At 36.8% G+C, this 12,970-nt stretch carries 13 protein-coding genes; 10 read left to right on the forward strand and 3 right to left on the reverse strand.

Features of this window, described 5'->3' with window-relative positions; all coding sequences use genetic code 11:
* Positions 1–14 precede the first annotated feature (14 nt).
* The 3 genes from I6J03_RS19180 to I6J03_RS19190 form a co-directional block, all read right to left on the reverse strand.
* A complete protein-coding gene (locus tag I6J03_RS19180) occupies positions 15–446 on the reverse strand; it encodes a hypothetical protein (RefSeq protein WP_003002760.1) in 432 nt (143 codons plus the stop codon).
* A gap of 95 nt (positions 447–541) precedes the next feature.
* Positions 542–1,558 carry a hypothetical protein gene (locus tag I6J03_RS19185; RefSeq protein WP_003002758.1) on the reverse strand — a complete coding sequence of 339 codons (1,017 nt, stop codon included), beginning with the start codon at positions 1,556–1,558 and terminating at the stop codon, positions 542–544.
* Positions 1,559–1,713: 155 nt separating this feature from the next.
* Positions 1,714–2,418, reverse strand: coding sequence for a hypothetical protein (locus I6J03_RS19190; RefSeq protein WP_039989441.1), 705 nt, complete (start codon positions 2,416–2,418; stop codon positions 1,714–1,716).
* 315 nt (positions 2,419–2,733) lie between these two features.
* Here I6J03_RS19190 and I6J03_RS19195 point away from each other — a divergent pair, with 315 nt between their 5' ends.
* From I6J03_RS19195 to I6J03_RS19240, 10 genes are all read left to right on the forward strand, one after another.
* Complete coding sequence (locus I6J03_RS19195) at positions 2,734–3,474, forward strand: LytR/AlgR family response regulator transcription factor (RefSeq protein ID WP_003002753.1); 741 nt, start codon at positions 2,734–2,736, stop codon at positions 3,472–3,474.
* Between the two features lie 56 nt (positions 3,475–3,530).
* On the forward strand, positions 3,531–4,145 hold the full coding sequence (locus I6J03_RS19200) for a hypothetical protein (protein ID WP_201693906.1): 615 nt from the start codon (positions 3,531–3,533) through the stop codon (positions 4,143–4,145).
* 830 nt (positions 4,146–4,975) lie between these two features.
* Positions 4,976–7,393, forward strand: coding sequence for a TonB-dependent receptor (locus tag I6J03_RS19205; RefSeq protein ID WP_003002748.1), 2,418 nt, complete (start codon positions 4,976–4,978; stop codon positions 7,391–7,393).
* Positions 7,394–7,570: 177 nt separating this feature from the next.
* Positions 7,571–8,122, forward strand: coding sequence for a TetR/AcrR family transcriptional regulator (locus tag I6J03_RS19210; protein WP_003002747.1), 552 nt, complete (start codon positions 7,571–7,573; stop codon positions 8,120–8,122).
* 3 nt (positions 8,123–8,125) lie between these two features.
* Positions 8,126–8,653 (forward strand): DUF4442 domain-containing protein, encoded by a 528-nt coding sequence (locus I6J03_RS19215; protein ID WP_003002745.1) that lies wholly within the window; start codon positions 8,126–8,128, stop codon positions 8,651–8,653.
* A gap of 145 nt (positions 8,654–8,798) precedes the next feature.
* Complete coding sequence (locus tag I6J03_RS19220; RefSeq protein ID WP_039989679.1) at positions 8,799–9,257, forward strand: DoxX family protein; 459 nt, start codon at positions 8,799–8,801, stop codon at positions 9,255–9,257.
* 205 nt (positions 9,258–9,462) lie between these two features.
* Positions 9,463–10,947, forward strand: a complete 1,485-nt coding sequence (locus I6J03_RS19225) for a hypothetical protein (RefSeq protein WP_003002741.1) — start codon at positions 9,463–9,465, stop codon at positions 10,945–10,947.
* Between the two features lie 28 nt (positions 10,948–10,975).
* Positions 10,976–11,608, forward strand: a complete 633-nt coding sequence (locus I6J03_RS19230; protein ID WP_039989677.1) for a hypothetical protein — start codon at positions 10,976–10,978, stop codon at positions 11,606–11,608.
* A 56-nt stretch (positions 11,609–11,664) separates the two neighbouring features.
* Positions 11,665–12,246, forward strand: a complete 582-nt coding sequence (locus I6J03_RS19235) for a hypothetical protein (RefSeq protein WP_232279591.1) — start codon at positions 11,665–11,667, stop codon at positions 12,244–12,246.
* 117 nt (positions 12,247–12,363) lie between these two features.
* Entirely contained in the window at positions 12,364–12,891 is a 528-nt protein-coding gene (locus I6J03_RS19240) for a hypothetical protein (protein WP_003002731.1), read from the forward strand.
* Positions 12,892–12,970: the final 79 nt, after the last annotated feature.

The raw sequence follows: 12,970 nt of genomic DNA on the forward strand, positions 1-12,970 counted from the left end.
ACTGTCACCCTTTGCTATTTATTGATCATTTGTACAGTTTTATTCCGTCCTGAAATTTCAACAGACATTCCATCTGAAATAGAATTACTACCAATTATTTCGATTGTGTTATTTTCCCCGAATATTGAAATATACATATGTGCAGGGTCTGCATATTGGCTATCCTGATAGTAAATGTTGTTTCCATTACCTTGCTGCTGGCTGATAAGCATATCATTTTCCAGATAAACTGTTGCCTTATTCGTTTCTCCGTTTTGTATCATTATCGCCTGGGCATTGATAAGATCTGACTCCTGAGGAAGTATATGCAACAATTGTAAAACATTTGACGCATTGATACTCTCTATACTGTGTTTTTTGTTTTTTTCCTGTGCATATGAATCACTTATTCCTGAGAAGGAAACTCCTGCGTATAACACTGCTGCCAGATATATAGATTTAGGCATAACTTCTATTAAAGCAGGAAAGACTGATGAAATATTAGAGCATAGACATATAATAAATCATCAATCTTTCCCTTAGTTAGTGTGAAAGAATAGTGTTAGTTGCTTTGGAAGATGGTCATCGTATTTCCCATACCAGTTTGAATACCCATATGATAATTCTGATCCCCTGATTGTGTCACAAAGGATGAGTTTGCTATACCTGTCTGAAAGTCAAATGCAGAATTTGTATTTCCTGTTTGGCTTTGTGAAATCAGATTCAGCGAACCTGTCTGTGAAGCAACTGCAATATTTCCGTTTCCTGACTGATCCTGTAAATTGAGATTTAAGAATCCGTCTTGTACAGATGTAGCATTATTTGCATCTCCATTCTGAGTTTGTACTGAGGCATTAACAATACCATCCTGTGTAATTGCAGCATTATTATTAGTACCTGATTGAGTTTGCAGAGCAAGGTTAGCCACACCATTTTGCATAGACTGTGCCGATTGGCCATCTCCTGACTGTGTCTGAATTGCCGCATTCAATGTACCTGTTTGGTTTGCGTAAGCTCCGTTGTTGTTGCCTAACTGTGTTTGGATAACTAAGTTCGCGACACCATTTTGAATAGAAGCAGCACCGTTACCCATACCAATCTGTGTCTGAGTTGCCAGATTGAGTGAACCATCCTGATCAACAGATGCGCTGTTTGAAAACCCTAACTGATTTTGAGTGCTGATGTTTAACGATCCGTACTGATCTGTTACGACATTATTAGACATCCCTAGTTGATTTTGGCGGCTTACATTTAAAAATCCATCCTGATCAACTGTAGCACTGTTAGTTATTCCCAATTGATTCGTCATATTGGAATTTGATACTCCAATCTGTGCTACATCAATACTGTTGTCTAATCCGATACTGTTAGATTCATTTTTGTTGTTGGAGCCGTTTTGGTTTGTTTTTGCCAGGTTTTGCGCACCTGACTGGTAAATTGTGTTGTGGTTTTGAAGACCTACTTGCGAGACTTGTGCATTGTTTTCAATCCCAGTCTGCGTAGTGTAGTCCTGGTTTCCTTGTGCCGCAGCAAAACTTGCACTCGCAAGTGCACATGCTGTAAATAATAGCTTTCTCATAACTTTTTTTGTGTGTGTGTTTGGTTTTTGTTGTTCCAAAACTATAAAACAAAATCCGTTGACAACATCACCGGTTTAGTGATATTGAAATATCACATAAAAAAGTGATGCCGTCAAAAGAGACTGAGAAGAATGCTTATATATAGCAGAAACTATTATCGCCAGTTATAAAATGTACGTTTTTTGAAGGTATAGCTTATACCCAGTGACACTGTCAATGTTCCTTCTCCACGGCGTCCGCCTACTTCACCGTCAAAACTATCTGCAACCAAATTTCCCCGTACATCTGCTGTAAAATGTAAATTCTCTGTAAGTACAAATGTATTCAATACACCCAGATTAGGACTTAGTTTAGTAGCCTTGGGTTCATTTGTAGTCATCATAACACCTATTCCCGCATAGGGTACTAAAGAGTATACACGTTCATTATCATAGCCATCTATTATATTGTGCATATTGACCAGGATATCTGCATGAGCATATACATACTTGAAAGATTGTTTTTCAAGTCCTTCGGCTGCATTGTAAACTTCTCCGGTAGTATGACTTCCGTTTTGTGTCAGTCCTTTGATCTGAAAACCATTTACACCTACGCGAATACCGGTATTGGCATTGATCCATTTTCCCCCATACAGATCAAAGTTCGGTGTGATTCGTTTACCCAGGGAAAGCTGCTTATTGTGATCTCCGAAATAGATCTGTCCTCCTATACCAGCTCCGGCAAACCAGGAATTGTAAAAGGGACTGTTCTTCCGTTGCTGAAATCGGGTAGACTGCACTATCGGATCTTTTGTTGAGGCATAGGCTTGCGTTGCAACAGGCAACAGCAAAATTAAAAGAATGTAATACTTTCTTTTCATGTTAGTGAAATTTATCATGTGGATGTATTTGTTGCTTAGGATTGGGCTAAGTTGCTGTATCCACAAAGTTAGTGTGCTGTAAAGTTAGTTTTCTTTAATTTCTATGATAACATTTATTATGCTAATCTTTAGGGAAGTAGCTTTTAGGCTACAAAAGACAGTGGTAAAGGGAAATAGGAGTAGTGGCAAATTTGTTAGAAATGAAAAGTGAAAACCCGGAACTTTAATTTTTCTTAATCAAAAGAAAAAGGATAATAAGGAGCTGGTGTTTCTTTGGATAAGAATTAATAAATTTGCTGTTTAACAAATAAACGAATGATAACAGTAGTTATTATTGAAGATGAAGCGGTTATAGAAAAAGAAATAGTTGATCTGCTGTCGGGAGAATCAGATACCAGACTTGTCGGAAGCAGTGACAATGTATCTTCTGCAGTGCAACTCATTAATATGCATCGGCCGGATGTGATTTTGATGGATATACAGTTGCGTGACGGTACAGCATTTGATATTATCCGGCTATTGGATTATACTCCACAGAACATTGTTTTCATTACTGCTTATGATCAGTTTGCGATCAGGGCAATCAAATGCGGTGCATTGGACTATTTACTCAAACCGATTGATCATAGCGAATTCAGGCAGGCGTTCGAGCGCTATCGCACACGTAATAAAGACATTCAGAGCGGATTGCAGTTGTCACTGATGCAACAACTGATGGAAGCCAGCCAACAAATACCCGAGCATATTGCTCTCCCTTCTTTGAATCAGGTTCGTATAATTACTGTACAGGATATTATGTACTGTCGCGGAGAAGGGCCGTATACCTATTTTTATCTTAATAATGGTGAAGAGGAACTGGTATCCAAGCCACTTAAATATTATGAAGAACTGTTACAGACACCTTTCTTCCTTCGTACCCATCAGTCGTATCTTGTAAATCGAAGGTATATTTCAGGTGTCAGTAGCTCGGAGGATCTGATTTTGAAAAATCAGCAACAGGTACCTGTTTCCGCCCGTCGCAAAAAGAATATATTGCAATTGCTTTTTCCGCAGTAATTTGTCAGGCCACAAATAGCAAATACCATATTTTTAATTTAAACAGAAAGAATAAAATGAAATTGATAGCACAAACTCTTATTCCCTTGTTAGCTGTGAGTATGATGAGCTGTAATGAACAATCCGGTAAAGCCATTACACAAACAGTGCAAACTGATTCAGCTAAACCTGTAACCGAACTGGAATCGCTTACAAAAGAACTTTATAAATGGGTGGAGGCAAATGATGCGAACGCAGACTTCAGCCCTCTGCCGGAGCAGGAAACAGACAGCCTGTATGTCGGTCTGGATAAGGAAGCGCACAAAAAAAGAATTTCAGCACTTAAGGATACCCATTTTTTTGCTGAAGAATTTCTTGAAAATTACAACAGGCTCGGACTGACGATTGATGAAAAATTACGTAATAATACATTTACCTGGTACATAGGTGAATTGCCTCCATTCGGAAACGGCGCCAATCCATGGTGCAATTGTCAGGATAGTCCGGATAATTACTGGAAAAGAATCAGCTTGCAAGATGTAGTTGTTGATGGTAATACCGCAACTTACAACTGGACATGGGGTGAGGGGTTTCAGTATAAGATGAAAGCTGTCAAAGAAAATGACATATGGAAGATCTCCTATATGCAGGGTTTTGATTTTGAAGCCTTTTTTTCAGAACAAAACAATTAATGTAGCGACTTTTGCAGATGATGGCGGAGACGGAATGTTCCTCTTCCTCATCATTGTCAGAAAATATTGACCTTTATTTATACAATCACCTGTGTTTAATACAGCTAACAGCTTATTTTTACTAATCCTATGAGGAAAAATAACAGTTTAAAACAGTCCTGTTATCTATCTCAAAATTCTTCTGAAATACGAAATATAAAATAAAAGTTGCAATAAGAAGATTTCGTTTTATATTTGCGTTGTTTTTAATCAGTCTAAATAATTGGATTTAATATTGTAAATGTGGTTTTTATCTGCACGTCTACCAGAATATAAATTCAATAGCTTATAAAAATAACGCCATGCATAAGACGGCAATCTTTTGCATGGCGTAAAACTACTATCAGCGGCAACTGATTGTAGTTGATCTGCTCAGCAAGCTGAACAGCTCACTCCCGATACTGTAAAATATGGAAGAATCTGCAAGATAAATAAAAATAAAAAATTAAACTATTTCTTATTCAAATATCTTCTTGTCATTTCTTTTCATAAAGAGTTGAAACAATAAATACGTACAATATTCAACATATTATGAAATACTTACCTCTATTATCTCTTCAAATCTCTTCTGAGAGAGGAGCTGCTCTGTCTCTGCAGAACATAAGCATCTTAAAAGCAGAAGCTTCCAATCCATTTCGATAATACATTACTTCCGTTTGTCAATCCATGTACAGATTGCCGTACTTCTGTTTCTTTTCGGGCATGTCGGCTTGTAACTGGAGATATTAAACTATGCTCAACATTTAATTCACATAATATAAACAACAACACACCCTTAATTCAGCACACTCATGAATAAACTATTACGTTTGTTATTTTTTTGTCTTCTTTATCTGAGTGGCACGGCATCTTATGCTCAAAGCCTGTTTTCAGTTGAAGGAATAATTTTAAATGAAAATGATCAGCCTGTCCCCGGAGCTACGATCAAACTGGATCCTTCAAATCTGGCAACAACAACAGATACCGAAGGCCACTTTAAACTGTCCAATGTGAAATCCGGCAATTATGAATTACAAATAAAAGCCTTTGGATACAGTAAGTATCAGTCTGTTGTATTGGTTAAAAATCAATCGCTGGATGTAGGACAAATCAAACTATCTTCAAAATCGGAGTCTATTGACGAAGTCTCTGTTTACGGAAGATATTATCAGCAATATAAACTGGACAGTATTTCAGGTTCACTCCGTTTAAAAACTCCTATTCTGGAATTGCCTCAGAATATACAGATCATATCGGCAGATCTTATGGCAGATCAGCAGGTGTTTGATATTGTAGATGGTATTACACGTAATATCAGCGGTGCTACACGTCAAGGACACTGGGATAATCAATATGCCAATCTGAGAATGCGCGGATCGAAAATTCCGGCATTTAGAAATGGTATGAATATAGAAGCATCCTGGGGACCTACAGCTGAGGATGCGTCTATGATAGAGCGTATTGAGTTTGTAAAAGGTCCTGCAGGCTTTATGTTGGCAAATGGCGAGCCGGGCGGATTTTATAACGTGGTGACCAAAAAACCTTCAGGTCACACGAAAGGATCTGCAAGTTTCAATATGGGGAGCTTCAGCACATATCGTGGTGCGCTGGATTTTGATGGTAAACTTAGTAAAGATGGTAAATTGTTGTACCGTCTCAACGTAGCCGGACAACAGAAGGATTATTTTACCAAATACAACTACAGCAATCGTGTTGTAGTTGCACCGGTATTGACTTATAAGATTGATGATGCGACTTCACTGACAGTAGAGTATACTTATCAGGGATCTACTTATCTGACGAATGGCAACTATACCTTCTCTCCAAAACAATATGCAGATCCGGGCATTGCCAATGATTTCTTCTATGGTGATCCGTCCTTTGAACCGAGTAAGATCAAAGATCACAGCGCCTATGTGTATTTTGACCACCAGTTAAATAAAAACTGGAAACTACATGCTCAGGTTGCTTATTTCAATTTCAATATGATTGCAAACAGTACCTGGTTAAACTACATGAAACCTAACGGTGACATGCCACGCAATCTGAGTATTGCTGATGAGGCAGGAGAGAACAGATTTGCTCAGTTTTCATTCACTGGAGAGGAAAAGACAGGAGGAGTAAGACACCGTTTGTTATTCGGAGGAGACTTTGGAAACAAAAAATTCTGGGGTGACTTCAGAACATTACTGGATTCTATTCCGTTTGCTTCCCTTAATGTTTACGATCCTAAATACGGTATTCCGGGAGCTGTCTTACCAGCTATAGACAGGTCTAAAAGTGTGAAATTGAGAGCCGGAGGAAGTAACTATGTATCTTCTGTCTCTTACACCTCATTCTATGCACATGATGAAATGGCCTTTTTCAATGATCAACTTCGTCTTTCATTAGGTTTACGATTCACAAATGCGGAGACTGTGGGTAAGACTAATGCTGCTGACGTGAAGGACAATGTATGGAGTCCGCGTGCCGGGTTGAGTTATTCTATCGACAAATCGATGAGTGTATATGCCTTGTATGATCAGTCATTTGTTCCTGTAGCGGGTGTAGATTGGGAAGGAAATGCATTTAAGCCGATCAGAGGTAATAATATTGAGGCAGGAGTAAAAAAAGAGTGGTTTGGAGGGCGTTGGATTTCGACAATAAGTGCTTACTCTATCAGAAGAGAAAATTCACTCGTAACAGATCCGGATCCGAATCACGTGGTTAACGGACAGACTTTCCAGGCACAGTTAGGCGAAACAAAATCTAAAGGAATTGAATTGGATATTACCGGAGAAATTTTAAAAGGATTAAATGTCAATGCCAACTATGCACTGACCGACTCTAAAATATCGAAAGCAAGTGACGAATCAACAATAGGAAACATTACACCAAATACAGCGAAACATACAGCTAATGCCTGGGTGCAATACCGTATCCAAAACGGAACATTGAAAGGATTTGGTCTGATGGGAAGTGTTCAGACAATGTTTGACAGAGCTGTAGGTACTACAAAAGAATCAAACTTCAAAAACTATGTACGTACGGATGGAGGCCTGAGTTATCAAAAAGGAAAATACAATATTTCCTTATTGGTGAACAACCTGCTGGATAACAGAAAACTACTGACTGCAGGATCTTTTTCAAAAGCCAATGCAGCAACCCTTGCCAAGGGAGGAGTTGATTATTACAGCTACATCGTAGAAGCAAGACGTAATATGCGTCTTGGTATTACTTACAAATTCTAGGAATACAATATTATAGACCCAATTAATTAACCCTGCAGCGTATCAATGAAAGTTGATACGCTGTATTTGTTTACCAGGCTTCATAAGGCCAGATCCATATAAGTTAAGCTTTTTTTATATAAATTGTTGTAATACAGTAATATTTGTTAAATTTATCTATTTACTAGTAGATAGAATATGAAAATAAAAGAACAGATCCTGACGGTGGGAGAGGAACTCCTTATCGAAAAAGGCTATAATGCTTTCAGCTATGCTGACATTGCTAAAACAGTTCAGATAAAAACATCATCTATACATTACTATTATCCAACTAAAACAGACTTAGGAATTGCAATCGTAGAAAAGTATATCAATAATTTCAAAGATATACATCTCAGACAGCAGGGCTTAGATGCCGGCAAGAGACTTCGTGCATTATTTGATTATTATTTGAAGCTTATTTCAAATAATAAAATATGCCTGATAGGAACGCTGGCATCAGACAGCAATTCTTTGGAAGGTATATTAAAAGAAAAAGCAAAAGAATTTTGTGATGTAATCCTCATGCATACTATGGAGACGCTGAAACTAGGAGTGGAGAATAAGGAATTTAAGAATATAGCGGATGTTGAAAACAAGGCTATTGAGTTATTATCTTCTTTAATGGGGCTTGCTCAGGTTGGAAGGCTATATTCCAGAAAGCGTGTTGAGGTGGTTATGCTGCAGATTATAGATCATTTAAAATATTAGCACATGTCATTCTATCAGAAATTATCCAAAGTTGGCTCTAAATATATAGGGCTTCCAAAACTATTAAAATGGGGCTTCAATTTATCGCCCATGTACAGAAGAAGTACAGCCCGTATTCAGTCTGTATCTGCGGATCTCTTAACTATAGTGATCAAACTTCCGCTTAGCTATAAGAATAAGAACTATATGGGAACGATTTTTGGCGGAAGTATGTTTTCGGCTGTAGATCCTATCCCTATGGTACAACTTATAAATCTGTTGGGCCACCGTTATGTAATCTGGGACAAATCTGCTGAAATATCTTTCAGACGACCCGGCAATGTAGATCTTTATGCAGATTTTGAATATTCACAAGAAGAGCTAAATAATATTGAAGCCAATGTCAGGACGCATCAGGAGATAGAAATAACCAAAGTAACCCAACTGACTGATAAGAATAAATCAACCGTTTACTGCGAGGTACGAAAGACCATCTATATTGCTGACAAAGAATTTTTCAGGAACAAAAGAGCGGCGAAAGGTCATAAATAGCAGATTCCAGGATATAAAATTTTGTACTTATCATAATACCAACAACATTTAACTCTGTTATTTGTTATGAATGTATTACGCTCCTTTGGAACCATATCGCTGGCAGCGTAATATAAAGTATCGGTACAAACCTATTCTAAAGCTTATGAAATTATTAATCCTTTTGTTTACCGCCTTTTTTATCGCTTTGCTGGGTGCAAAATTTATGTATGGATTTTGGGATTTTGTCTTTGCCGGAAACCTGGGTATGAGTGTATTTATCATTTTTACAGGATTATCACATTTTAGATTTCAAAAAGGAATGGCTATGATGATGCCCGATTATATACCGGCAAAAATGTTTTTTGTATATCTCACCGGTATTCTGGAAATCGCAGCCGGTATAGGGTTGATGATCCCGCAGTTACGCGCTCTGACAGCTTTATTACTTATTATTTTTTTCGTAGTGGTGTTTATAGCTAATGTCAATTCTTCCAGGAAGATGATCAATATTTTCAAAGCCGATTACACAGGTCCCGGCATGAATTATCTGTATGCGCAAAGGCTTCCTATGCAATTGATCCTTATTGGATGGACCTGGTATTTCGGGCTTTACTTAAAATAACAAACTACTCCTTATATCTTATTTGCTATCCGCAAAAGTTTGACAGAAAAAGTCAGGTCAGATTGCTTATGGACAGGATCTGATGCATTTCCTATTCAAAGCGATTGAAAGAATTGGTTTTTATGAAATATGGCTGATAACAGGGATTGTTTTATTCTTCACTTCTCTCTAATATTGAAAAATACGATGAGTAAAGATTTGAAGAATGAAAATAACAGTATTGTATATCCTTTTTATGTTGACTTCAGTTACAGCCTGCACGCAGGAAATAAAAGACAATTCCTCAGTAGTTTCTACAAAAATGAAGACCATACATACGGTTCCTTATCTTACACGGGAGAATAATTTTATCTATGTAGATAAAACAAGTTTGAAACCTGTTATCGAACAGAAATTCAAGACTGCATCGTTATTTACGCCTACAGGCTTTGCAATTGTAGGAAATGAAAAGGGTGAATCTGCAATCATAGACGAAACAGGAAAAATAGTTTTGGATTATTCCGCTGATGAGATCAATATCGATGTTATCAATGGTCTTACATTTTATAAAAAAGAAATTGAGTACGAAAAGAAAATGCCAGCCTGGAAATGGGATTGGAATATTATGGGAGGTGATGTTAAAAAAGAACAAACCTATCATAAAGTTGAGATTGGTGTTTTAGAAACCAGACAAGTCTTACTTAGTGAGGATGTTCCATACCTTGAGGATGAGTATTCCCTGAATTTCGTTTCTGTAGATGAAAGCCATGTTTTTTGGAATGGAAGTCTTTACGAAATCAAAAAAAGACGCCTAAATAAGATTGAGAATAACATTACTGAATTATTAGAAAATAAACGCTTTATTAAAGCTTCAAATGCAACATTTTCGGTATATGAATTGAATCAGAAAAAAGCAATTTATAATAGTTTGAAAGGTACCGAAGCCCTTTCAATCCGATTTGGCAAAGAAAATATAACATTGAAAGAAATAAATAAAGAGCGCTATAAGCCGGAAATTCCTAAACTCTTAACAGATAGTAAGACTAATGATGTGTATGCTTTCCCGCAATACGAAAAGATATTTCCGAAGGAAATAACAAAGGCTACAGCTTCACAGATTGATTTTATTAAAAGAACTTCTTTAGTTTATTCCATAACCAATTCGCCCTACTTTCTGTTGGGAGTTTTTAATTACGATAATGATGTCTGGGCGTACGACTGGCTTTATATAGATACAAAAGGAAATGTTGCCGATTCTATTGGTATCTATGATTTTAAAGTTCTGGATCAGGTCGGATATCTGGTCTGGCCGGACAGAAAAATGATTTTACCAGATCAGTTCATTGACAAAGACTGGAAATTTGGAAAAATAAATTATTACAGAGGTATGGATGAGGCTTATCTTATCCGTGTTGAAGACGAAAAACAATACAGGAGAACGGGCTTGTGGAACAACCGTGAAAATACATGGGAAATAAAGCCAGCATACAATGATATCTCGGTTTTGGATACCGAAAAACAGATTTATGCCCTTCAGAAAGAAGAAAACGGTTTGTATACACTTTATGATCTTAAGAATAATAAAAATATAGGATCAAAGGCTTATACTTCTGTTAATTCGGATGGATGGGTGAACCTTAAAACGGATTCAGGACAGAACATTTATTACTACATTGATATTTATTCCGGAAAAGAATACAAAGAAAATTAACAATACACTTCAAAAAAACTCTAAAACTATGATTTTTAGAACGCTATTTGCTATTGCAGCCTTTATGATGGCATTCTCATCTTCTGCACAGATAAGAACAGGAGTTTATTTTTCTTCTGATAAAAAATACAACGAGATTATTGAAGAACTTGGAATTCCGGTGCCGGGAAATCCGGTAATGATCGTCACATCCTTTGTTCCAAACAATGGAAGTTATGTCTGGTATCTGAATGAAAGCAAAGCTAAAACAGGCGCTTCTTTAGAAGATAATCCCAAAGATTTACATGCAGGTATTTTTCTGGAAGATCACGGCGGATTAATTCCCCAAGTAATCTTTAAGGACTTTGCAAAAGGTCTTGCACAACCCCGGTATCTCATTAATTTCTGTGAGGTTGGCGATGCGGATAAGAACGAGTTTCCTGAGTTTTACCTTACTTATTTTGAAGAATCAGACGGATTAGATGCCAAACCCCTGAAAGTGATTGTGTATACCAATACGGGTGGAGAAAAGCTTTCAAAATCCAAGATTACAGGATGGATTCCCTTTCAGGAGGAAGATAAGTACCGGGAAGAAAGAGATGCGAATTTCAAATTATTGCCCAAAGCGATAAGACTAAAAGCTGAAAAAATATTGAAAGATGCTAAAAACGGACTGAATTAGCCTATATATAAATGATAACTACATCAAAAATTTTACGCTTACTAAATAAAAAATCTATGAAAAAAATGTATCCGGCACTTTATCTGTCCCTGTTTTTGTTAAGCTCATGCAATCAAAAAAATAAGGAAAATTCTAATTCACTGATGAATGATTCGTTGCAAAAGACGGTAGATTCTGTGATTATTCAGAAAGAAAACACGCCAATATACAATCAAAAGGATACTGCTGAAGAATGGTTGAAAGAAATATTCAAAACAAAAGAATCTGACCGATATTTCCCGGATTACAACGTAGAAGAAAAACTATGTACAAAAAGGTTTCAGGAATTTATAGCTGAATCAGGTGAACTATATGGTCCTTCCAACTTAACAGACGCAGAATATCCTGCTGCCGAAAAGAAATATATAGCCAAATGGTCCGGAATATACCCTATTGAAGAACGCGAAATGTCGCTTTTTGGAAGAGGAAATGGAGATATTGGAGAGCTAAAGCAATTAAAAATAAATAAGATTAAAGAGGGGATATACGATGTGTTTATTGATTATGGAAACGGAATAAAGACACAAAATGAAGTTACGTTAGTTTCTGAAAACGGAGCCTACAAAATTGATTACTGTAAAACTAAATTTTTAGAATAGGAGAACTTTTAAACCTAACCGCTGTTAGGTATAAACCCAAAAAACACCGTTATCGGGGATATTTTCTTCCAGTAGCTTTAGTTATTTTTAATTCAAAGATTATTCGAAAATAAGACAGTGAAATATTTCATCATTTTAACTTCTTTTTTGGTACTGTCTGGTTGTAAAACCAATGCTCAGAAATTGCAGGTTACGACTATTTACTCAGAGCCCAATCGGGTTACAAGAGAAGTTCCGGAGACAGGCGGGAAATACACTTATACAACCCGTAAAGAAGCTACGGAGCGTCTTAATCCTATGATTGTTATGATTTCCAAAAATGCTGAAATACTGAAATTCCGGATACAGGGAAATATCAGTTCCAGTGGACTTAACATTAATAAGATCAGGAAAATTCGTTTTGAAAAAGGAGAGCAGACGGGTAATAGCATAACGCTGAGATACTTTGCAGAAGTCAAAAAGATTCCAGGTAAAGAAGGCTCTGATGTAGTGGGTTATAATTATACAAAAGATGAAACCTATAAAATCTCGGGCGACGTTAAAATAATAAAAATTGAGTTGTACGAAGACCGAATTAAGGATACATCTGGTACAACCCCAAAGCTTATTGCTGAACAAACCTTTAACTTCTTTGTAAAAATATAATCATTTGAAAATTAGCGCATTGCAATATTAATCTTTTAACCGAATGGAAATCCTTTGTCTGGGAATATTAAAGTGACAA

The organism is Sphingobacterium spiritivorum (assembly GCF_016724845.1).
In the GTDB taxonomy this organism is placed as follows: Bacteria; Bacteroidota; Bacteroidia; order Sphingobacteriales; family Sphingobacteriaceae; genus Sphingobacterium; species Sphingobacterium spiritivorum_A.